Source organism: Bacillus sp. J14TS2 (assembly GCF_018333015.1).
In the GTDB taxonomy this organism is placed as follows: Bacteria; Bacillota; Bacilli; order Bacillales; family Bacillaceae_C; genus Lederbergia.
On the sequence record NZ_BORE01000004.1, the window covers coordinates 152,401 to 173,094 of the forward strand.

General features: G+C 36.6%; 26 protein-coding genes, 1 tRNA gene and 1 pseudogene. 8 read left to right on the forward strand and 20 right to left on the reverse strand.

What is annotated here, in order from left to right; all coding sequences use genetic code 11:
* Nucleotides 1–173 precede the first annotated feature (173 nt).
* The 5 genes from tig to KI375_RS07775 all read right to left on the reverse strand — a co-directional run bounded on the left by tig (nucleotide 174) and on the right by KI375_RS07775 (nucleotide 6,284).
* On the reverse strand, nucleotides 174–1,463 hold the full coding sequence (gene tig / locus KI375_RS07755; RefSeq protein WP_212972929.1) for a trigger factor: 1,290 nt from the start codon (nucleotides 1,461–1,463) through the stop codon (nucleotides 174–176).
* 138 nt (nucleotides 1,464–1,601) lie between these two features.
* Complete coding sequence (locus tag KI375_RS07760; protein ID WP_212972930.1) at nucleotides 1,602–2,618, reverse strand: tetratricopeptide repeat protein; 1,017 nt, start codon at nucleotides 2,616–2,618, stop codon at nucleotides 1,602–1,604.
* 661 nt (nucleotides 2,619–3,279) lie between these two features.
* Nucleotides 3,280–4,590 (reverse strand): ABC transporter substrate-binding protein, encoded by a 1,311-nt coding sequence (locus tag KI375_RS07765; RefSeq protein ID WP_212972931.1) that lies wholly within the window; start codon nucleotides 4,588–4,590, stop codon nucleotides 3,280–3,282.
* A 536-nt stretch (nucleotides 4,591–5,126) separates the two neighbouring features.
* Nucleotides 5,127–5,513, reverse strand: a complete 387-nt coding sequence (locus KI375_RS07770) for a hypothetical protein (protein ID WP_212972932.1) — start codon at nucleotides 5,511–5,513, stop codon at nucleotides 5,127–5,129.
* Nucleotides 5,514–5,558: 45 nt separating this feature from the next.
* Complete coding sequence (locus tag KI375_RS07775; protein ID WP_212972933.1) at nucleotides 5,559–6,284, reverse strand: nucleotidyltransferase domain-containing protein; 726 nt, start codon at nucleotides 6,282–6,284, stop codon at nucleotides 5,559–5,561.
* Between the two features lie 368 nt (nucleotides 6,285–6,652).
* Between KI375_RS07775 and KI375_RS07780 the strand changes: the two genes are divergently transcribed.
* The 3 genes from KI375_RS07780 to KI375_RS07790 all read left to right on the forward strand — a co-directional run bounded on the left by KI375_RS07780 (nucleotide 6,653) and on the right by KI375_RS07790 (nucleotide 8,457).
* A complete protein-coding gene (locus KI375_RS07780) occupies nucleotides 6,653–7,195 on the forward strand; it encodes a hypothetical protein (RefSeq protein WP_212972934.1) in 543 nt (180 codons plus the stop codon).
* A 204-nt stretch (nucleotides 7,196–7,399) separates the two neighbouring features.
* Complete coding sequence (locus KI375_RS07785) at nucleotides 7,400–7,627, forward strand: hypothetical protein (RefSeq protein WP_212972935.1); 228 nt, start codon at nucleotides 7,400–7,402, stop codon at nucleotides 7,625–7,627.
* A 545-nt stretch (nucleotides 7,628–8,172) separates the two neighbouring features.
* Nucleotides 8,173–8,457, forward strand: coding sequence for a transposase (locus KI375_RS07790; protein ID WP_244852412.1), 285 nt, complete (start codon nucleotides 8,173–8,175; stop codon nucleotides 8,455–8,457).
* Between the two features lie 374 nt (nucleotides 8,458–8,831).
* On the opposite strand, the gene KI375_RS27640 is transcribed toward KI375_RS07790, so the two are convergent.
* Nucleotides 8,832–8,960 carry a hypothetical protein gene (locus tag KI375_RS27640; RefSeq protein ID WP_280528630.1) on the reverse strand — a complete coding sequence of 43 codons (129 nt, stop codon included), beginning with the start codon at nucleotides 8,958–8,960 and terminating at the stop codon, nucleotides 8,832–8,834.
* A 229-nt stretch (nucleotides 8,961–9,189) separates the two neighbouring features.
* Between KI375_RS27640 and KI375_RS07795 the strand changes: the two genes are divergently transcribed.
* Nucleotides 9,190–9,263 (forward strand) — tRNA-Arg (locus KI375_RS07795).
* Nucleotides 9,264–9,455: 192 nt separating this feature from the next.
* On the opposite strand, the gene KI375_RS07800 is transcribed toward KI375_RS07795, so the two are convergent.
* The gene (locus KI375_RS07800) at nucleotides 9,456–9,665 is read right to left on the reverse strand and encodes a hypothetical protein (RefSeq protein ID WP_212972936.1); all 210 of its coding nucleotides are present in this window, start codon (nucleotides 9,663–9,665) and stop codon (nucleotides 9,456–9,458) included.
* A gap of 116 nt (nucleotides 9,666–9,781) precedes the next feature.
* On the opposite strand from KI375_RS07800, the gene KI375_RS07805 reads away from it, so the two are divergent.
* From KI375_RS07805 to KI375_RS07820, 4 genes and pseudogenes are all read left to right on the forward strand, one after another.
* Nucleotides 9,782–10,144 carry a YhjD family protein gene (locus tag KI375_RS07805; RefSeq protein ID WP_212972937.1) on the forward strand — a complete coding sequence of 121 codons (363 nt, stop codon included), beginning with the start codon at nucleotides 9,782–9,784 and terminating at the stop codon, nucleotides 10,142–10,144.
* A 235-nt stretch (nucleotides 10,145–10,379) separates the two neighbouring features.
* Nucleotides 10,380–10,584: pseudogene (locus KI375_RS27800) on the forward strand (hypothetical protein).
* Between the two features lie 224 nt (nucleotides 10,585–10,808).
* On the forward strand, nucleotides 10,809–11,516 hold the full coding sequence (locus KI375_RS07815; protein ID WP_212972938.1) for a DUF3800 domain-containing protein: 708 nt from the start codon (nucleotides 10,809–10,811) through the stop codon (nucleotides 11,514–11,516).
* Between the two features lies 1 nt (nucleotide 11,517).
* Nucleotides 11,518–12,147, forward strand: coding sequence for a hypothetical protein (locus KI375_RS07820; protein ID WP_212972939.1), 630 nt, complete (start codon nucleotides 11,518–11,520; stop codon nucleotides 12,145–12,147).
* Nucleotides 12,148–12,415: 268 nt separating this feature from the next.
* Here the strand turns inward: KI375_RS07820 and KI375_RS07825 are convergent, their stop codons facing one another.
* From KI375_RS07825 to KI375_RS07885, 13 genes are all read right to left on the reverse strand, one after another.
* Entirely contained in the window at nucleotides 12,416–12,892 is a 477-nt protein-coding gene (locus KI375_RS07825) for a DUF2798 domain-containing protein (RefSeq protein WP_212973172.1), read from the reverse strand.
* A gap of 213 nt (nucleotides 12,893–13,105) precedes the next feature.
* A complete protein-coding gene (locus tag KI375_RS27645; protein ID WP_280528631.1) occupies nucleotides 13,106–14,164 on the reverse strand; it encodes a M15 family metallopeptidase in 1,059 nt (352 codons plus the stop codon).
* The gene (locus KI375_RS07835; RefSeq protein WP_212972940.1) at nucleotides 14,164–14,433 is read right to left on the reverse strand and encodes a phage holin; all 270 of its coding nucleotides are present in this window, start codon (nucleotides 14,431–14,433) and stop codon (nucleotides 14,164–14,166) included. The genes KI375_RS27645 and KI375_RS07835 overlap by 1 nt, the downstream gene beginning before the upstream one ends.
* A 100-nt stretch (nucleotides 14,434–14,533) precedes the next feature.
* The gene (locus tag KI375_RS07840; protein ID WP_212972941.1) at nucleotides 14,534–14,935 is read right to left on the reverse strand and encodes a hypothetical protein; all 402 of its coding nucleotides are present in this window, start codon (nucleotides 14,933–14,935) and stop codon (nucleotides 14,534–14,536) included.
* Nucleotides 14,899–15,354: a hypothetical protein gene (locus KI375_RS07845; RefSeq protein ID WP_212972942.1), complete on the reverse strand. Its 456-nt coding sequence runs from the start codon at nucleotides 15,352–15,354 to the stop codon at nucleotides 14,899–14,901. Before KI375_RS07845 ends, KI375_RS07840 begins: the two co-directional genes overlap by 37 nt.
* 46 nt (nucleotides 15,355–15,400) lie before the next feature.
* The gene (locus tag KI375_RS27650; protein WP_306419799.1) at nucleotides 15,401–15,520 is read right to left on the reverse strand and encodes an anti-repressor SinI family protein; all 120 of its coding nucleotides are present in this window, start codon (nucleotides 15,518–15,520) and stop codon (nucleotides 15,401–15,403) included.
* 87 nt (nucleotides 15,521–15,607) lie between these two features.
* Entirely contained in the window at nucleotides 15,608–15,871 is a 264-nt protein-coding gene (locus KI375_RS07855; protein ID WP_212972943.1) for a hypothetical protein, read from the reverse strand.
* Nucleotides 15,872–15,874: 3 nt separating this feature from the next.
* Nucleotides 15,875–17,422, reverse strand: a complete 1,548-nt coding sequence (locus tag KI375_RS07860) for a hypothetical protein (RefSeq protein WP_212972944.1) — start codon at nucleotides 17,420–17,422, stop codon at nucleotides 15,875–15,877.
* A complete protein-coding gene (locus KI375_RS07865) occupies nucleotides 17,422–17,970 on the reverse strand; it encodes a putative phage tail protein (RefSeq protein WP_212972945.1) in 549 nt (182 codons plus the stop codon). The genes KI375_RS07860 and KI375_RS07865 overlap by 1 nt, the downstream gene beginning before the upstream one ends.
* Nucleotides 17,954–19,018 (reverse strand): baseplate J/gp47 family protein, encoded by a 1,065-nt coding sequence (locus tag KI375_RS07870; RefSeq protein ID WP_212972946.1) that lies wholly within the window; start codon nucleotides 19,016–19,018, stop codon nucleotides 17,954–17,956. The genes KI375_RS07865 and KI375_RS07870 overlap by 17 nt, the downstream gene beginning before the upstream one ends.
* On the reverse strand, nucleotides 19,015–19,449 hold the full coding sequence (locus KI375_RS07875; protein WP_212972947.1) for a DUF2634 domain-containing protein: 435 nt from the start codon (nucleotides 19,447–19,449) through the stop codon (nucleotides 19,015–19,017). The genes KI375_RS07870 and KI375_RS07875 overlap by 4 nt, the downstream gene beginning before the upstream one ends.
* Before the next feature lie 4 nt (nucleotides 19,450–19,453).
* Nucleotides 19,454–19,711: a DUF2577 family protein gene (locus KI375_RS07880; protein ID WP_212972948.1), complete on the reverse strand. Its 258-nt coding sequence runs from the start codon at nucleotides 19,709–19,711 to the stop codon at nucleotides 19,454–19,456.
* An 11-nt stretch (nucleotides 19,712–19,722) separates the two neighbouring features.
* Nucleotides 19,723–20,688, reverse strand: a complete 966-nt coding sequence (locus KI375_RS07885; protein WP_212972949.1) for an XkdQ/YqbQ family protein — start codon at nucleotides 20,686–20,688, stop codon at nucleotides 19,723–19,725.
* Nucleotides 20,689–20,694: the final 6 nt, after the last annotated feature.

Below are 20,694 nucleotides of genomic sequence, written 5' to 3' on the forward strand. Positions count from 1 at the left end.
CCATAGCTATGTATTGCATTGTACCATATTCCATGAAGCAATAACCATTATTCAAACTCATGCCGAACCAGTGTTGGCCATCAATCAATATGTATTCTTTTGGCAAAACAAGGCACGATTCCTATCTGTGCCTTGTTTCGCATTCTTATATCTTATGTGTATGTTTATGTTTTTTATGCATTTGTTTTGCTATTTTCAACTAGAACATCAATAGCTTTTTGCATTTTCAAATCTGCTTTTAGACTATTCATATTCGCACTCATGATCTTTTTAACTTCGTCTACTTCCATTTTGTACATTTCAGCCATTTTATCCATTTCTTTATCGACAGCTTCGTCATCTACTTCAAGATTTTCAGCTTTCGCAATGGCTTCTAAAGTAAGGGAAGTTTTCACGCGTTGTTCAGCATCTTCCTTCATTTGGCTACGAAGTTCCTCTTCGTTTTGGCCTGAGAATTGGAAATAAAGATCAAGATTCATTCCTTGCATTTGCAAGCGTTGTTCAAATTCTTGCATCATTTGATCCATTTCATTATTAACCATAGCTTCTGGTACATCGATTTCGGCATTTTCTGCTGCTTTTTCAACTAAACTATTACGTAGTTGTTGTTCAGCTGCATTTTTCTTTTCATCAGTAAGTCTCTTTTTGATGTTGGCTTTAAGTTCTTCTAATGTTTCTCCTTCTTCGTCAACGTCTTTAGCAAATTCATCGTCAAGCTCAGGAAGTTCCTTTGCTTTAATTTCATGAAGCTTAACCTTGAATGTAGCTTCCTTTCCAGCTAATTCTGCTGCATGATATTCTTCAGGAAATGAAACTTGAACCTCTTTCTCTTCTCCTGATTTTACCCCAATAAGTTGTTCTTCAAACCCAGGAATAAAAGATCCTGAACCGATTTCTAGAGAGTAGTTGTCAGATTGGCCACCTTCAAATGGTTCTCCATCAACGAATCCTTCAAAATCGATAACAACTGTATCACCATCACTAGCTGCACCATCTTCTTTGACAACAAGCTCTGCTTGACGTTCTTGAAGAGTCTTTACTTCTGCTTCTACATCATCATCTGATACAGTATCATCAAGTATTTCCGCTTCAAGACCTTTGTATTCGCCTAATTTTACTTCTGGCTTTACAGTAACTGTTGCAGTGAAAATTAATTCTTTTCCTTTTTCCATTTGTTCGATGTCGATCTCAGGACGATCAACTGGTTCAATTTCTGCTTCTTCTACGGCCTTAGCATAAGACTCAGGAAGAATGAAATCAAGTGCGTCTTGGAATAAACTTTCTACTCCAAAACGTTTTTCAAATAATGGACGTGGAACCTTTCCTTTACGGAATCCAGGTATATTAATATCCTTCGATACTTTTTTAAAAGCCTGGTCCAAACCTTCATTAACAGTTTTCACATCTACTTCAACTGTTAATACACCTTTATTACCTTCAAGCTTTTCCCATTTTGCTGCCATTTTAATACCTCCAACAATATATACTCAGTTGTTTTACTGCTTATTTTTGCGGTTACTCGCTTCACTATGTATGTTCCGCTATATTATACTCAATCCAGCATAACCATTACATTATAACATAGGATACATACGTTTCAACTATTGGGGTGAAACAATCGCCGAAGAAATTTCCTCCAATTTCACGATAAAGGTGAATATAGTCCCTAACTCCGCTTCTTGCACACTATGAAATTCCGCTAGTTTTTCAAGATTCCAATTTTCCCCATATAGTTCATATCCCATTGCCCGATAGGCGGCTGTCCAGACAGATGGGTTAGTTGGCTCCCATTCGAATGGATAAAGACAAAGGGAATGCCGTTCTATCATATCAAGAATTTGTTCTAGTAATACAGGGTTATGATCTCTTAATTGGCTTTCCATTTGATTTTTTACTAAATGGAAGAAAGGGAATTCCTCAGCGGAAGGGATGTCCATTGGATTCAATGTTTCTTTTTTTCCGAGTTTTTCCACTAAGATGGATTGATCAATTTTATTCTCCTTAAAAAGTGAAAGGATGGCTGTTTTGATAAACGGATGAACTTTTTCAACAGAGAGCATTTCTATTAACGAATCCAAATATGGATGAATATTTTTATCCTTTAACATACCTAGGCCAATTAACTGATCTTGCGGGCTTTGTTCTTGATGAAGAAAAGGGATATCATCTTTAGGAGAATTCTCCATCACCTGGTTTCTAACAGCTTTTTCACTCAATTTTAGTAATTGTAAAAAGTGTTCCGCTTTTTCAGGAGGAATTTCATTTTCTTCAAATAACGGCTTTAGAGTCGCAACGACCTGTTTATAATCGTTTAATTGAATCAAAATCATCAGATAAATATCAAGAACATCATAGAAACTTCCAATACCGCTTTTCAAAAGTTCCTCAGCCATTCGCTTAGAGTCATCATAATTTCCATTTTCATATAAAGCCGCAAGATAAGCTGCTGAAATATGCGGATCAGTTGAATCCATTTGATAGGCCTGTTTGAGAAAATCAACTGCTTCTTGAAAATGATGAGATTCCAAGCTAGATATACCTTTTTCATAATAACGATCCTTCAGTCCAGGAAAAGGAATGATAATGGCCGAATCACGATCGTTTTGGTCTTTTTTCATGATAGAACCGCCCATCATTTAGGTTAGAAATCAGTGTAACAAATCATTTCTAAGAAAACAAATAGCTAGCTTTTTTCCTAATAATCATAAGGTTTTTTTATTAATGCAGAGGAACGAGTTAAAACTACGATCTGGCAATAGTCAGCCGGATAGAGCAGCAGCCTTCTAAGCTGTGGGTCGAGGGTTCGAATCCCTCCTGGGACATTTTTAGCAAAGCCATTCTATAAATTGATTGCGAGGAAGTTGTGGCTTTTAATGCATAAAGCATGCGAATCAACAAAAAAACAACATATACTGGTCATATTTTCTTTTTAATTCCTTTATTACTGACCTATCACCATGTTATTACTCACGGCAAGCAGGCTCATTATCTATAATCTTCGTGATTAGATCTTTCAGCAGGTTTCTATTTTAGCAAAAAAATAGGAGAAAAGAAATTATTCTCTCCTCCCTACTTTTTAATTGTCGCTCGCCACATCTTTACCTTCCTGTATTTGCGGAATACTGTAACCCTAGTTTCCTATTCCTGTACTAGAAGATGCAGATCTATTTATTTATTCATCTTTCTATATAAATTCGATATTTTTGTCTATCCATATACCACGTTAGTATCTCTAACAAGGGGGGTATCACCGAAAATCAGCTTTGATCCTTTATTCTCTTATTCTGATTCTTTCGCTTCTTGTATCTTAGTCTCTGATTCCTCTGCAATCACGCGCAAATATTCATTACGATCCATACCTGATTCGGCATATCTACGTGGGTCAAGATCGACATATTGATCCCATTGACTAATCTGTTCAGGTGTTGGTGCAGGCGGATGTTCAAAAATGGTTGCTACATTCGCGTCATTAGCGAAATCATAATCTTGGAAAAATTCATTGAGCACCTCTTCATTTGTCGTTGAGGGACCAATCCCTTGACGTGATGCGAATAGTTGATATTCGTCTTCCGTAAAATACGTGAGTACTTCGAATGCCGCATCCTTCTTCTCGCTATGTGGGTTAATACTCAAAGGAATCAATCCTGTATCTGGACGATGGCTAACTGCCGGTCCTCCATCCCATACAGGAATTGGGGCAACCGCTGTATTCAGCGATTCATCATCCTTCCACCAATTTAATCCCTGTACGAATTTAACGAGCATCGCTGTCGTTTGTTCCTCAGGGAAGCGTTCTCTATCAAAATGTTCCCCATCTGAGTCTCCTTGCATGGCAATAATCTGATCCAATAGCTCAAAATATTTAGTGAATTCAGGTTGGTCCAATAATAATTCGCCTGTTTCAGGATCAGTTTTATTGACTGATAGTTGCATCAACGGCGCTTCCACCTTATCTAAATCTAAGCCACGATAAAAAACACCATTCCGTTCACCTGTTAGTCTTTTTCCCAACTCTAAAGCCTCAGTCCATGTCATATTATTAGATGGATAGTCTTCACCAAATAAATCAAAAATATCTTTATTGTAGAATAAAACATAATTATTAACCTCATAAGGTAAACCTAACAGGCGTTTCTCCTTATCCTTCGACCGAATTGTATCTAAATAAACAGGATTGATATGGCTTAAATCGTATGAGTGTTTTTCTACTAATTCATCTAAATCATAATCAAGTTCAAGATATTCCAAATTTTCTTGTGAAACTTCAAAGAAAATATCTGGGCTCTCACCGCTTGCAAATACTTCCTCTAAGTCTTCGCGGCCAGACCCAGACTGGAAGTGCTCTAATGTGATATGGGGAAGTGCCGCCTCAACAGGCTCCTTAAAACGTTCATTAAACATTTCTTCATCCCAGTGAACAAGAACAGAAAGCGTCACCGGTTCCTTCTCCTCATCATTTTCAGTGACATCTTTTTCATTATTTACATCAGTACTTGCTCTTTCTGAAGAATCCTTAGAACATGAAACCAACAATAGGCTTAGGCAACCGAATAACAGGAAAACAAACACCGTTTTTGTAATCGCTTTCAAATCTTCCCCTCCAAAAAATGAAATATCAGCTTTTAAACGTTCCAAAGACACGACCATGATTAACTAGACCCTACCTATCCGTTCTCGAAAAGAGATCCTATTTCTGAACCACTCCCTATCCATTTACTACCTTCCTACATACGACAAATACTTTTTCCTAATTTTCTTACAATTAAAAAGATAACACATAGATGTTATGTCAAATATAACCAGTAATATTATGTATGTCAAGGACTAATATGTGGTGAATTTTCTAGGAAACAATAGACTATATACCTTTTAAAAGATGATATAATGATATGGCTTTATGAGTTATAAAGAACAAGTCCTAAGAAAAACTCCGCCGTCTCAAAGAACAGCTAAAGGCGAGACGATAATCGCCACGCCGAGTGTAACAAGTCATTTCAAAGAAATCAAATAGGTTGAATCTAGAAGCTGAAAATCACCGAAGGGATGCCTTCGAACTATTACAAAGCTTGTTACAAGATTGAGACGCACATGATTGTATTGCTCTCTCTAGTTTAGTTGCGACTAGGTCATTTTTTCCTTTTCACTAAAAATCCCAATAATATATAAATCATTCCGATACATAAAATAGATAATTCATTTTTGACCCCAAGTGATCCAAGAGAAATAATAAAGGCTAGTACACAACCAATTCCAAGCGCTAAACATAGTCCAATATAAATATAATACCATGCTTTATGATTAAGCCTGAAAGGACCATATCCAGTGACGATACCAAGAATAAATAAAAGCAGGAATACAAAGATTATTAGAGATGGAGAATAATCATTTCCTGTATTAAATGCTTTTGATAAACCCATACCTATAAACGAAAGTATGCTAAATCCTACTGCTATTAAGATTGTCATCATTCCGACGATAGCACCTAAAATCTTTGTATATGTATATTCTTCCACTCGGTCATCTCTTGTACTTGCTTCATATTAGAGCAGTACGGCATTTTAGTTTTTTCCTGACTCCGTTCTGCTTGACCATGACTCATTCATAAATCCACCAATAGGGTTTAGTACATGGTTACAGAGTGTATATAATATGTCTTCCTTGGTGCCTTTTGCTTTTAAACAATTTCCCACCAAAGAGTTCATGTGCGGATCTCTTTTTTCTAATTCCTCAAGTTGATACTTGGTTTTGGTGCCCCACCAATTTCTAATTATAAAGTGAACCTCAACACACACCTGTATGATATGGAACGAAAGCCAGTTACGATTATTTTCTTCAGTGCTAGCACAATAGTCATTCCACAAATCAGTTATTCGCACTCTCAACTTTCTGATTTCATCCTTCGTAGCTGGATTTGGCCCCATATTATAGTATTTTATAGCTAGTTTCTTTAAATTGATCCATCGTTCTGATTCTCCCCATAAACACTGGCCTTTCGCTAACATTGTTGTAATCGTATCAATATTGTTTTTCCTTTCGTAATTTTGAATAACGGCCTCATACCAAGACCATGAAGAAATCATTAATTGAAATTCACGTTTCTTATAAACATGACTTTCCCGTTGAAACTCAGAAAAATCTCCTATAAAACATAAGTCTATATCACTTCGTTCAGTTGCTTTTCCAACAGCATATGAGCCACATAAAATTATAACATTTAAGGCTTTTCTTTTGGGTATTTCTTGTTCTATGAATTCTTGAATCAAATCTTCAACAGAAGTATTCATTTATCTTATCTCCTAGGAAAATAGAAATTCCACACACCGCTTCTTTCTATAAGTATTGACAATTAAATAATTCCATATATTTGGCAGATTCCCTTCTTTTTCTAAGAAGATGCAGCTGTAATTTTTTATCATTCTTGCTATAAAATCTTAAATCTCGGTCTGAACAGGAGAATTTTCCTGTTTTTTCAAAAAAAAAAACGAAACATTTTTAATTTGTAGTCGTCATAATACTACATGAAAAATAAAAAGAAAATGTTAGTTATTTGATCTGTACGTATGTCAAAGTGATATGTTTTATTTGTCTTGGCCCTAGAGCTGAACACAATGAAGTGAAAAGTTTTTAATAATGCATGAGAGGATCAAATAAAATGAGCTATTATGCTAAACTAACCGATGAATATGAAAGACGTAAGCATCGTTTGATTTTCACTAACGAAGAAGTTCTCCGTATCTTGAAAGAAAAGTTTAATGCAAAGGAAATTTCAAAGGAGAAAATACTAGACTTGGAGGGAAGTGATCAAGTAAATCATAATTACGTATTTGCCGCTTTTAGTATTACAGATCCTACAACCTTAGATACCCTATTCACCCCTGAAGAAAAAGAAGAATACCGAGAAGAAATTGAAGATAACAGAAAGCATCCGTTTGATTGGTCCAATGTTACTCCAGGTGAAGAAGAGTTTGTACAATGGGGGTTAGAAGGACGACGTATAACATTAGTATTGGAATCTAAAGATAACCAGTATGTAAATGGGTGGGATATGCGTGCCGATAGTATAAAACTTAATTGCTATCTAAATATTCTTACTTATGGTTCTTGTCATGAACTAAATAAGAAAAAAGGTAGAATAGACAAAGAATTATTCCATGCCTATCTAAATGATCTAAATAAATTGGGATTTTTTAGTTAGAAAAGCGTCTTGATCAGCTTGAAAGTAATGTTCCAAGACAGGAAAAGATCCGGTTTTAACTTGTATGATGGAAGTTTTATTGTAGAGACAATCTCATTTAGTTTATTTTCCTCTTTACATATTGTTTTGAATCGGACATATTTATAAAATAAGATATCCTTTTTAATATATATGATGTGCATATAAAACAAGGAGGCGTTCATTATGAATTTGACCACAATTCAACAGTCTGTATTTCTCGCGCTAAACACTGAATGGCAAACACCGAAACAAATAGCTGATCAGGTTCAAAAAGAAGATTTATCTATCGTAAATCAAGCCATTATAGATTTAATGCATGAAGGTTTGGTTCAGACTAATCCTGTAGTGCTGGGCACATACAGACTAACTACAGATGGTTCTATTGCCAAGTCTAATCTGCGAGGGGAGTAATTCCTCCCCTGCTTGTTCAGAATATGTATTAACTGCTTTTATTTTAAAATCCACCCGTTTTATAAACTCCACTAATCTTGTGTCATATTCTATATCTACTATCCTCTGATCGGAATCCCATGTTTATTTAAATGGCTGGTATCGGTCTTTTCGTAAAAGATGCAAGCCATCCCTTTACCTCCACCCTTTCTATGTGTCATTTGATTGAAAACTGAAGCAAAACCGAAACAAATGAATAATATTCCTTCTAATTCCTCATAATAAATTTTGAGGTGAATTGATATGGAGATTTTCAACAAAATAACTAACAAAATATCTGACTGGAACGCTGTTCAAACTGAGAAGAAGATAAATACCAATCGTGACAAGGGGACCTGCCCAGACTGTTCTGGAAGAGGTTTTTTTATCACAAATGCATATATTGATCCTACTTGTCCTAGTTGCAATGGTACCGGCTCATTTTCAGATTGGGCAGAAACTACTCAGCAACAGTTTGAATAATCGCAATTGGTTTAAACTCCGACATTAATTAAAGGAGTGACATTTTGATCATTATATTAGCTGCTTCGATTATCTTCCCAACTCTTATGCTTTATCTAAAAAATAAGAGTAAGACCATCCAAATCGTTTTTAATGCTATCGCTCTTCTATCAGCAGTTATCTTTGGGGATATTGCTGCACTAGCAATTCGTCAAATCCTCATTGATAACACTGTGTTTATGACAGCGATTCATAGCGTTTTTCTAAACCCTCTTTTTTTGATAACTGGAGGTTATATTGGGTTGTTTGCTATTTACAGATTATTGATCTTAACATTGAGTGCAAGATAGTAATTAGAAAACACTTATTTTCAAACACATAACAAAACATTTGGCTCCTTATAGCTGTACCCTGCTATAACTCCTATACCTCTTAGCTGGCCCGTGACGATAAATAATCCATCCCCATCACAAAGCTTACAAGAGGTTATCATTCCCCCTTCTTCGAAACGGCTATGTTTCTAACCAATATCAATTAATGAGAAGAACATTTCCTCCTTTATCCAGAACATGTCACATACAGCATATGAAAGCATTAGAATTAAAATCGATTCATGTTGAATACGGATGAATAAATTCCAATAAAACTCCTTCTTTCTAATACTCTCAGCTACAGGAAGAATTTCCTTACATTTAAACAAAAATAAAAATAGCCCTAATCAGGACTAATAAAAATAATATCTATCTTCTGGTTCGTATTCCTCTAATTCGTCGTCATCTACGTTTTCTAATTCCCGAGGTAATTCATAAATTGGCTCTTCTTCTTTAAATAGATTAAAAATTCTTTTTAACATTGAAGCACCTCTCCCTCTCGAATTCGCCTTACACTTATAATATATCCCCATATTGTTAGTTCTGGATGAAAGGTAGGTAAATTTTTTGTAAATATATATTTGAAGAATCTTTAATCAATCTGCGAAAATCTTTTTTATACCTTAATGTGATGAAGAGAAAAATTTTTTCAGAAAAAGTGTTGACTTCACCTTAATCACTCTATATAATAAAGAATGTCTTTTACAAAATGTCCCAGTAGCTCAGCAGGATAGAGCAACAGCCTTCTAAGCTGTGGGTCGGGGGTTCGAATCCCTCCTGGGACGTCATTTCCAATACGTTGGACCCTTTATGTATCAAAGGGTCCAACGTTTTTTATTTTAAAAAACTGGTTGAAAATATGGTCAGAAGAATGTCATTGGGGTTGGATTGGGGTTGGATTGATTTTTTTGGCTATTTTGCGGGCTTATTAATATAAACTAATTACACATGCCCCGTCATTTTTGATGGGGTTTTTATTATGCTCCCTTCCTAACTTTTCCTCCTGATAATATGTTTTCTAACTTAAAAGTACGGAATTGGCGTTTTGTATAGCAATAAGCTTTCACGCTGTTTTTAGTAATAGCCAACACCTTTATGGTTCGTTGGCTTATTTGATTGTCCTGGTCAATATAAATGATCTGTATAGGAGTTTTATTGTCACATGCTCTTTTCAAAAGGCTATTCATGATCTCAACCTCCAAACGTTTGTTTTTATATATTAAATAAGAACGTGCGATCTATTTCAAATTGATTAACAAACATTTGTTCTGGTATAATAATTTCAAATAGGAGGATGATTTAAATGCTAATACCAGAACATGAGGAACCCACGATCGAAAAGGCTATATTCTTGCCACTACTTATAAAGATTTTAAATCATGATCTGAAAGCTATTGCGCAAAGCCAAATTAAATTAAAAGAGCCTTACTATAGATATGTGGAAAAAGTAATGCACGCTATCCAACAGGATTCATACAAAAATAAAAAGTATATGAGGGATAATAACATCAAGATATATTGTTTAAGTCATACAAAGTACGAGGTAATATACAAAGGTTATGGGCATGTACGAACATACGCCAAACATGTGCTCAAAACCCGAAGTAAGGAACTCCTAGAGGATTATATGCTTAACAGAAAAAGCAGGCACCCGTCCGAATGGTGAGTTGCTTATTTTTAAATTCCAAGAAAAAACATCTAATGAAGGAAGTTGAACAAATTGGAAAAGAACAAACAGACCGAAGCGAATAAAAAATGGCAGGAGAAAAATAAGGAGAAAGCCAAATATTTAAGTGATCGATCGAGAGCTAGAAGCTTTATTAGGAATCGAGCTGAATTGGAGGATATTGAAGAATTTTTCCAGCTGCTTAAAGATCGTGAGGAAGTGTTAAAAAGTGAAAATCAAAATAGGGATGAGGAAACCCAGTCTAAAAAAAAAGAGTAAGCGCACGGACTAGTATTAAAAGACAAGTGGTTCACCGTGCTGGAATTAAAATGCCGCGGGGATATGGTTGGGTGAGAGACCCGAAGAAGTATGCTTACAATAAGGTGTACAATAAAACTACATTCGATATATTTAAGCTGTTAAGAAAACTATTCAAGTAAAAGGTCCTGTTTGTTTCCGCAGGGCTTTTTATGTGTTCTTTATTCAAGTGGAAAATTGTGGAGTAATCAAGCGTATTAAAAGAACGCTTAGTTTTAGAGGTTATATTAATTTTAATACTAATTTTTCCCGTTTATTGGTATCACTTTTATAGTAAAATTAAATTATTATCGACTTTTTATGCTATAATCCTATTAACATTATAAGTTATTATGCGGAGGGTTAAATGATATATATTTATTGTGACGAAAGCTGTCATTTAGAAAATGATAATAGTAATGTTATGGTTCTTGGAAGTTTGCAAGTTGACTCTAACAAAAAACAATCTTATTTTAATGAAATTCGCGAAATTAAAAACCGGCATAGTATGAGTACTTGGAACGAAATAAAGTGGGCAAAAGTATCAAATTCTAAAATAGAATTCTATTATGACGTTATAGATTGGTTTTTTAATAACGAAGTATATTTTAGGGGACTTGTAGCGCAAAATAAAAAAGAACTCGATCATGGAAAGTATTCCATGGGAGATTATGACTTATGGTATTATAAAATGTATTTTAGGCTTATTGATCCTTTGCTAGAGTGGGGAAAGGAATATAGAATTTTTATTGATATTAAAGATACACGTGGCGGTAAAAGGGTAAAAAAACTGCATGAAGTTTTATGCAATAATATGTATGATTTTAATGAATCTGTCTTAAAGGATATTCAACAAATCAACTCACACCAATCAGAATTACTCCAAGTATGCGACTTAATTATCGGAGCACTATCATATTATCATCGGGGATTATATGTGAAACACAAAGACAATGCTAAAAACAAAATCATAACCCATATAATAGAAACATATAAAGTTAACTTTGATTTTAGTTCATATAAAAGCGAAAAAAAATTTAACTTGTTCATTTGGAATCCTGAGGGGGTTAGATGAAATGAGTCTAACTAAACCTTTGTTACTTCAACATGGTTCAGTAGAAGAAAACTTTGCCTACACTTATCATATTTTTGACAAGGCTTTTATGCAACAAAAAAGTCGTCCTAGATTCGAAGGTAAATTTATTTATTTTGAAATATCAAAAATTGCAAATGGTATTACTTATCCTTATCCGGAAAAATTAATGCATATCGCTTCTTTGACCGAGAAAAGGGAACACACTATATTCCCATGCACAAATGATATTTCAAATATCGAATGTTTAAATAAATGTACACTAGCAAAAGCTCACACTTGGTTTATTCCTTTAAAAAGAAATGAATGTTTATATCGAATGGCGAGGATACATTGGATACCCGAAATAATAAAACTCGCTAACAGGAAAGATTTACGTGTAAAGATTTGGATAGAGAAAAAAAGAGACAAGAGGAATAAAGTGGTTGAAAAAACTTTCTTGCGTTATCAAGAGGGAATAGTTGATTATTTAATCATTTTAAAAAACAAATTAGATAAAGGATCACTTACATATTATATATTCGAAACTGCTTTCCCAGTTTTTTTAATACGATCCAAAAGCCAATATGATAAAAAATATGAGGAATACACCCAAACACTCCAAACAAACTAAAAAGCCGGAGCCATTATATGGCTTCAGCATTCTCCTTCTACATCTAGGTAGATGAGCTATTAGCTATAATATACCATAAATGTGATTTTTAAAACACTTTTTTGAAAAAATATGTTACATTTTTTTGTGGATTTATTGAAACAAAATAAAACCTGGATTTTCATTCTAGATTTCTTTGCATTATTGCCGGTAAAAAATAATGTACTTTTTGATGTTAATTTCGCCCCCACAAGCGTGAGGGCTATTTTTTTATTATCCACGCATTTTCTTAAGTAACTATGTTAGTTTTAATATACTTAGTAAATATGTGACGCACTAGTGGTCCCATAACAATAATCTGTAGAGGTAATGCCATAATGAAATTCTTACCAAAAATGGCAAAATAATCTGCAAGTACTGATTTAGAAGTAAAACCACTATGAATATAAGTTGATACTAATCCATAAATAGACATAAAAAACGCCATTCCTAGAACCATACAGCTTGATATGGCTAGAACTGTATAGATTTTTTTGCTTGTATTTGCAGTCAATTTAAATGCCAATTTTTTAGCATTAGGACCTACTATAAACATATCAAGTATAAAAGCAACGGCAAATCCAATTAAAAAATCAAATAACCCTTCTATAAAAGTTATTTTCCCGATTGATCCATTAAGGTATAAATTATATATAGTCATAACTAATACCATCAAAAAACACATTATTAATCCAAATTGTAAATTTTCCTTCTTGCTAGTTGGCAATGCCATCATCCCTTCCTATTTTTACTGCCTATATAGTATAGGGATAGTCAGAGCCTCCTCGTAAGTGAACATTATGTGAACAAAGGTTTTGGATGATTCACTCATTATAAGCCTTAACCCACAAAAGAGGGCTATTTTATAGAAAGAAAAAGCAACCCACCATATAAGTGAGTCGCTTTCCTAGGCGATCGACGCCCGATTGGTTTAATTATATCATACTTGCTTACCAAACTTACCCGTAATGTAGCCTAACTTCCCCTTAAACTCCACTTCCCAGTATCCGGTGTCGCTATTTTTACCTCGAACGGATCCATTAAGTGGTAATGTAGCACCTAGCTTAACAGTTCCTAAATTCTTGGCTTTTTTGCGGTCTGGTGAGTCCATAACGATGGCAGCATTACTCACACCTACGATTTTTAACTTGCCGTGTTTACCCCCACCCGATGGTTTAGGCTTACTTGCAGGCTTAGACGCTGCCTTTTTAGGCGCAAGCTTACCATAAGTCTTTTTCCCTGCTACGCCATCTACAACAAGCCCATAATAAGACTGAAACCTCTTGACCGCATCCTCTGTTTTGGCACCATAATAGCCATCAATCCCGTTATTTTTAGCGCCTTTTTCTGGATAAAATGGAGGATTGTTATTGGCCAGTTTAGTTTGTAAATCTTTTACGGCTGGTCCACAATCGCCTTTTTCCAACACTTGACCTGTCCACTTGCCATTTTTAGTGGTCCATTTTTGGGTCGGTTTAGATGGTTTTGGTTTAGGTGCCGGTTTATTAGCAGGTGGTTTGCTAACCGTCCCCCCAACCTTGCTAATGAGATTAGGTTTTTTGCCAGCTTGTAATTGCGATAAAGATAGACCTCCAGTCATTTCTAGATGAGGATAGTCAACAAAGCCTGTCCAGTCTCCGCCCCAAGAAAATCCTAATGATTTAGCAATAGCTGCCACTCTGCGCCAATTAGCATTAACGGTCCACACGGCTTTTGTGCCGGATTCGTTAGTCAAAAAGTAATCAACTGCCAAGCCATAATTGTGGAGGGATTGACCAGGCTTAGCATTTGTGACGATGTTTCCGGGAGTGGTCCGGCCTTGATTGTATAGTCGTTGCTGTTCTGCGTTAGAGCGATACCCTGCGCTAATTTGTACGTTGATCCCTTCCTTATAGGCCCGCTTGATCACTTCCAATGTTGTCTCCTTAACAACTGCGTGGACAGCTCCCATGTTTTTGGTGGACCTGTCGATTAGTGTTTGTAATGCTACTCTAGCCATTATTTTTCCTCCTTTAAATTTTGTCTTAAATCATTCAAGTATTCATCTGCTTGCTTTGCTTCGTCCGTAATCGAGTTGTTCTTCCAGGCTGTCCAAATAGTAACGCCAACCGTCAACACAACAGATACACCTTCATAAATGTTCGATTCATCAAATGGCAAAATTTCAAACTCAAAAAAAGAAATGCTTACCTGGTTGATAAGCACTAAAAATAAAACAATGATCCTTGTCCAAGTAGCTTTTGTAATGTTTTTTGCAGTGTTTTTCATGGTTAAAATTCCTCCTTTTTTTGTTGAATTAAAAAAGACCCCTCAATGAGGTGTCTTACTTCGTATTACCGTCGCGCTTTTAACTAGTTCAAACGATTTTTCACTTGAATAAATGTGGGGCAATTGCAAAAATGCCGCTAATCAGTACACTTACGGCACCGATGACAGCTACAATAATCGTTGCATTTGCTTTTTTCACATCTGCTTGAGATTTTGTTGATACACCTAACTCGGTCAATGCGATATCATGATCACTTAATTTCCGATACAATTTCCCATTTGTTTTTCTTTGTTCAGCAGTGAACTCGTCCAATGATTTTGCCATTCTATCTGTATTTTTGGCTGTTTGTTTCGATGACTCCACGAGTGGAAGTACGATTTTATTGAGATAATCAACTTTGCCGTCAACCTCTTCGATTTTACTAGTAACATCGCGCTTCAATTCTTGTTGAGACTGAAACATTTCTAATCTTGTGACGAGCCGAGTCTCCTGCTTCTCCATAACCCGATTCCCCCTACCGCAGCAATGATTAGATTTGTGCATGCTATTAACGAATATCTTAATGGGATCATCAAGTTCACAGCCCCTTGTGTACTGGCAGATGCATACAAGCCGAGTATCAAGGCCCCTAATATCCCTCCTACCAACATTGATAAATGACGTAATTTCCCAGTTTGAAATGAAGAAACAAATAAAAGTGTAGCAGCAACTAGCATAAACAAACCATATGCATCAAAAGACATTAACTCTAACATCCTCCCATATGTTGGAGAATTAGAATCTGCAGGCGCTGTAATAAAAAACAGCCCGGTGATAGTCAGGTAAGTTGCAGCAATTATCATCAACATATTAGCCAGAAAAATGTACTCGCCGTATTTTTTAAACATTTTCTTTTCCTCCATATCCTCTTTACAAGGCATTATTTACCCCCCTCCCGATTTCTATCTAAAATACAAAAAAGAGCCCCTAAGGACTCTTCTTAATAAATTCTCTAATTTCTTCCATTGTTATTCCTAGCTTAATAGCTTCTTTAATAAGTTCTGCCCATTCCTCATCTAGTTTTTCAATAATTCCTCCCCCCTTGATACTATTTTACCAAGGTCTAGGAGGCTTTTGAGTGCGATTACTGCACAATTTCTCTACGGCGCAATAGTTATCCAAAATAAAAAAGCCTTACTCGGCTTCCATCTCTTCCTCTTGTTCTTCTTGATGTTCTTTTTGGTGTTCCTCAATCACTCTTTCTTCAATCGCTGCTATCATACCTTCTTCGTCGGAATGGTAAGGCAATTTTTCAGGTTTAAATCGGTACATTTTCTCCTCACCATCAACCACAGCTGTAACAACTCTTCCGAAGTAATGTTCCTCTACAGCTCTTGAGGGTTGACCGATTGTAGGATTCTTAAATTGGATTGTAGAGCTCTTAATAATGATATTCATAATCTACATGACCTCCGATATCTCTTTGATTTCTTCAACTTCAAATACGTAAGTTTCCCCTGTCCAAGACTCACCGTTTTCTCTCTCTACTCCTTTAATACTCCAATCCTGTATGTCTTGATGTTCATCATTACGGGTCCCGATGACTAATACTTTATATTCTCCTGCAGTTTCACAAGTTACCTTCAATTCTCCGTTCTCTACGACACCGTAAGCTCTCCCAAAGTGCAGATGTGGACTTACATATACATCAACATTTTTATTGAGGTATTGAAAATATTCGGGAAGCAACATTTTTGTTGTCTCATTATCTTTAACTGCTTCAACCGTGAAACGATATAAGTTATCTCCTGCCGTAGGACTCTCCACAGCTGAATGTCTTAACCTGTGAGTATCCTTTTTATCTGGGTGAGGATGAGGAATCTCAAAGTTCTTAGTTCCTGAGACAGTAAAAGAGCCAGGAACTAACCATTTATTTGAGGTGTTGGATTCTGATCCCCCTAGAGTACCCTCATTGGAATTCAGGGGGGCTGAATATGCTCCTATTGCAGTTGAAAAGTTACTGGACGCATTTGCCCCTCTACCTAAACTCACGGAAGCATTTCCACTGGCTTTAGCATTCTCTCCTAGGGATACAGCTCCGTTCCCTGAGCCACTGGAATTTTCTCCTAGAACTACTCTATCAAGTGATAACGCTGGAGTTTCTACTAATGCTCTCCATGAATGCCATTTATTACTACCAAAGTATCTTATATAGGTATATCCCCTAACAATACCTGAGGTTTCTGGAATCGAGACAATTTGAGTCATAAAATCCCCGTTCCTCATTACCAGTAGAGACATATTATTGCTCGATCCAGGAGCATTTGAACTTGAGTCTCCATTAGCCAGAGTATAGACCCCTGGGGTTGTATACCCATCTAAACTTCTACTAGCTGATGGTTTATTCGGATCATAAGTAAATACCCTATCGGCAACTGCTAGCTCTACAAAATCTGACCAATCAGTTTCTTGATAGGGGAGGTACCTAAATCTTATCTTCCCACCTCCATTTGATGAGGTTGTTCCATAGGGAGTAAGGAATTGAATTGTTGATCCTCCCTTAGTTTGAGAAGTTTCATAGGGCTTAATAGTAGTAACAGCTCCATAAACAGGCCATGAACCCTGAGGTTCTCCAGTTCCAACAAATAAAGTACTGATTCCCAACGGATAGCTAGTATAAGGATCACTTACTTTTCGAGTATAAGCTTTAATCACATTGATCTGTTCAGAACTAACTCCGTGAGGATTATTTTTATTGTTAACGTGCGTATCAAATTCCGTTTTAGGAGCCTGCTTCACATTGTCCACATTACCTAAGCCAACCTGAGATTTAGTTACTTCATGCGGATTGGATTTACTAGTAGTGTGAGCATCTATCTCCGATTTCTTAGCTGCCTTTTCTAACTTATCCCAGTTATCATTAAGCATGGTTTCAATATTAAAAGTATCTTTACCATCGACAGCTGGATCCTTTTTCAATAAATCAAATCTTTCGGTATTACTTGCCATTATACTCTTACACCTCCAGCGAAGTTGTCTAATTCTACTTGCTCTAGTTCCTCAAGCGTAAGCCTGCTCACCTCCTCAATTAGGACATAACTGAAGTAGAACTTAATCGTTAGGTGTGCTGGTATGATTTCCAGCAAGGCTTCTCTTACGTCATCTAAATTAGAAGGAACTCCAAGATTAGAAGTAAATTTAATTCCAATCTCATACTCAGCATAATTCTCAAGAACCTCGATCTGTCCCCCATACCATGCCTCTGATACAGCTTTGATCAAATCCTTAGTAACTGTACCAATTCCTATCTTCTTGGCCTTTATAGAGGACCTCCGTTCGCTTGTGGGTTTACCTGTTCCATTAGGTAAGCCGTATTCCTCCTCCCAGATCTCAAGAGACCAAGTGGACATATCTATATAAGTCTGATCCAATAAATCACTTAATTGATCGATAGTTTTATCCAGCTGCTTCCCACTAGCACCAAATATAGCGATGTACTGAGAGGAAGCCCTCAGCTCAACTGGAATGGACTCAAGCATTTCATCTTGTGAGTTCACTGAAGGTCACCTCTCCTACTATGCCTATCTGATCTTCTTTTAGGTCAATGTTTGCTTCATCTCCATTGAGCTTTAGATTCTGCCAGTCTACTACTCCAGGTAAACCTAAAAGTAAAGTGGCTACTCGAGAGTATCTCACAGAGCCTGAGATGTAATCATCTCCCTCTCTGATAACTAAGCTCTCTTGAGAAAACGATCTTAGTAGCTGAGCAAATTCAGTTCTAAATTCCTCTTCTACTGCTTCAAGTGTCTGGCCATCTCTTAAATCTAGCTCAGCAGTTACATTGATGGGAAACTCTGTCACAGGTTCAACAGTATGATTTACACCTACTGGTTTAATTTCTTCGATGTATTCCCAGACTTCTTGAGTCTTTTCCTGACTGGTTGCTCTCCCATCAGTCCCCACTAAAAGAATTTTTAAAGTACCAGGTCCATCCCACAAGGGGAAAATCCTAGCTGAGCCTATTCCTGTCACATCGCGAGCCCATTGGATGTAATTATAGGCATTTCCGCTAGTTACTGGCTTAGTGATCCTATCTTGATACCTTAAGAAGTAGTCCTCATCTGATTCTTGGTCTGAACCCGGACTAATAATCTTGCCCAGAACTGCTGTTTCAAGTCCTGGAATATTATCCACAGGGAGGAGGTTAGTTCCTGATGGAGGTATGTTCCCCTCTTCTCCACTTGCCTCACATTCAGCACTTACAGTTGTTCCAGTGGATGTTGTTCTAAAATATAGTCCTTCTCCGTAAAATCTTGTTCCTAATGGTACTGAAACATTTAATGTTACTTCTCGGATAGCCGCTTCAGCTGCTCTCCTTTTAAGCCCGGACTCCTCTATACGATAATCCAAGTACATATCCTCGCTAGTAGAAGCAAAGGTTAGTTCCAGGATCCGGTCCATTTGGATGTATATGTCATAAAGTTTCTTGGCCATGGGAGCTAAAGCGTTATATATAATGGATCCCTCTCGCCTATCTAGATCAGGAGAAATGGTAGAGAGTAATTCCTCTAAAATTGCATCGTATTCTTTCTCAAATCTAATCACATTACCACCTCCTGATCTATCTCTATAATTTCACCAAGGGAATCAACTTTAAATTTAACATGAGCAGTATCACCCTTGAATTGAATCTCAAACTCATAAACATCTTCAATACGATCATCGAAGATAAGTGCCTCTGTGGTTAGCCTTTCAATCTCAGACCGTAAGAACTCTAAAGTTACCTCATCTTCATCAGAGCTCTTTATTAGTTCCCATACTTCACTCCCAAATTGATCGGAGTATATGGGATACTGGAATCGGGGTGTTCTGATAGCAAGGGCAATAAACTGTTTCACTGCTTCAACACCTGTAATCAGCTCGCGGCTAATATGGCCAGTATCTATGTCTAGCTTATAAGTTTGATAGCCTTCCTCCATCCGATCTTCCTCATTACTTTTCTCTGCTTCGGAGAAGTCAATTTCTGGCTCTAGCATCAACTCACCACCTCTTTGCTTTTCCCATGATTAAGAATGCTTGTCCGCCTTGAAGAGAAGCTACCATGACAGTATCTCCAGCTTTGACATCGCTGGAACTATCTAAAGCAATAATTAAATCTTTAGGAATTATCAGCTTAGGATTGCTTCTGAGTCGAATTTGAATGTTAGGGGGTGAGGAAGACACAGTAGCTTCAAAGATTTTGACAGGTTTACTATGTTCCATTGCATCCAATGCGATTTGTTTTATAAGCTGGTTCATTCCTATCTCTCCTATTCATCCGTTAACGTTAGTTCCAGTGACATAAGATGGTCCTTTCCTTTAAAGGTGTGGAAGTCATAGTCCACATAATACATACGATTGATTCCTAGTTCACCTTCTTTTATATGGACCATTCCCCCACTAATTACCTCAGGGATTCCTAATCCCTCAATGGAGTAATCCACCTTTACTTTTCCTTTATCTTTCAGAATCTTATTAGCTCTCGTCTGCAGTTGGGCTTGATTGAGATCCTCAGTAGTACGTTCATAGTGCTGAAGAATCCCAAATCGCTTTTGTAATGTTCCGTTGTTAGCCGTAGCGATGAGAGTCTTTTTCCCTTCACCCGACTCCAATTTCACCCGGTTAGCTGTATCCTCTATACTGGTATCATAAGAATAATTTATAAGGTTAACTCCATCCTCAATGACCCACAAACTAGTTTGTTCGACACGCCGAAATAACTGGATCTTCCCCTTATCTGATCTAACATAGAATCTCTCAGTCGAGTTTTTATGTGTGTCCTGCATTCCCTCCAGAATCATATCGTAGAGAGATACATCATCATAAACCTTATTAGGGATCACATATCGAGTATCTATAAGACTACCGGTTGGTATTCCGAAATCGCTACAGATTCTCTTTGTGATCCCTGTTAGTGTTATATTTTTAAAAACATAAGAGTCATAGTTTTTCAAAAGGTACGCCAATTGATCATAGGCCGTAATTTGAAACGATCCCTTCTTAGATCTCCCAGTGCTAAAAATTACCCCTCGAAAGAGCTCTACGCCATTCCATTTGAAGTATATCCCTTCACCTTCAGTTTGCTTAACTGTCTGGTGTTGCCCTTCTGACAGTGAGATGAAGGAGATTTTTACAGTTCTAGCAGCTCGGTATTTCTTCCCAAACCAATCAACTGATTGAACCATTTCTGTGATATCCCATGTCTCTTTTTCTTTCACTACTAATACTTGCATCATAGACCA

Excerpts from the sequence above, each read along its gene's own strand:
- KI375_RS27645 (WP_280528631.1), bottom strand. The coding sequence starts at position 14,164 with ATGGCTAGAGTAGCATTACAAACACTAATCGACAGGTCCACCAAAAAC.
- KI375_RS27640 (WP_280528630.1), bottom strand. The coding sequence starts at position 8,960 with ATGTTAAAAAGAATTTTTAATCTATTTAAAGAAGAAGAGCCAATTTAT.
- KI375_RS07855 (WP_212972943.1), bottom strand. The coding sequence starts at position 15,871 with ATGAATATCATTATTAAGAGCTCTACAATCCAATTTAAGAATCCTACA.
- KI375_RS07860 (WP_212972944.1), bottom strand. The coding sequence starts at position 17,422 with ATGGCAAGTAATACCGAAAGATTTGATTTATTGAAAAAGGATCCAGCT.
- KI375_RS07820 (WP_212972939.1), top strand. The coding sequence starts at position 11,518 with ATGAGTCTAACTAAACCTTTGTTACTTCAACATGGTTCAGTAGAAGAA.
- KI375_RS07835 (WP_212972940.1), bottom strand. The coding sequence starts at position 14,433 with ATGAAAAACACTGCAAAAAACATTACAAAAGCTACTTGGACAAGGATC.
- KI375_RS07775 (WP_212972933.1), bottom strand. The coding sequence starts at position 6,284 with ATGAATACTTCTGTTGAAGATTTGATTCAAGAATTCATAGAACAAGAA.
- KI375_RS07760 (WP_212972930.1), bottom strand. The coding sequence starts at position 2,618 with ATGAAAAAAGACCAAAACGATCGTGATTCGGCCATTATCATTCCTTTT.
- KI375_RS07815 (WP_212972938.1), top strand. The coding sequence starts at position 10,809 with ATGATATATATTTATTGTGACGAAAGCTGTCATTTAGAAAATGATAAT.
- KI375_RS07845 (WP_212972942.1), bottom strand. The coding sequence starts at position 15,354 with ATGCCTTGTAAAGAGGATATGGAGGAAAAGAAAATGTTTAAAAAATAC.
- KI375_RS07780 (WP_212972934.1), top strand. The coding sequence starts at position 6,653 with ATGAGCTATTATGCTAAACTAACCGATGAATATGAAAGACGTAAGCAT.
- KI375_RS07785 (WP_212972935.1), top strand. The coding sequence starts at position 7,400 with ATGAATTTGACCACAATTCAACAGTCTGTATTTCTCGCGCTAAACACT.
- KI375_RS07800 (WP_212972936.1), bottom strand. The coding sequence starts at position 9,665 with ATGAATAGCCTTTTGAAAAGAGCATGTGACAATAAAACTCCTATACAG.
- KI375_RS07805 (WP_212972937.1), top strand. The coding sequence starts at position 9,782 with ATGCTAATACCAGAACATGAGGAACCCACGATCGAAAAGGCTATATTC.
- tig (WP_212972929.1), bottom strand. The coding sequence starts at position 1,463 with ATGGCAGCAAAATGGGAAAAGCTTGAAGGTAATAAAGGTGTATTAACA.
- KI375_RS07885 (WP_212972949.1), bottom strand. The coding sequence starts at position 20,688 with ATGATGCAAGTATTAGTAGTGAAAGAAAAAGAGACATGGGATATCACA.
- KI375_RS07880 (WP_212972948.1), bottom strand. The coding sequence starts at position 19,711 with ATGAACCAGCTTATAAAACAAATCGCATTGGATGCAATGGAACATAGT.
- KI375_RS07840 (WP_212972941.1), bottom strand. The coding sequence starts at position 14,935 with ATGGAGAAGCAGGAGACTCGGCTCGTCACAAGATTAGAAATGTTTCAG.
- KI375_RS07875 (WP_212972947.1), bottom strand. The coding sequence starts at position 19,449 with ATGCTAGAGCCAGAAATTGACTTCTCCGAAGCAGAGAAAAGTAATGAG.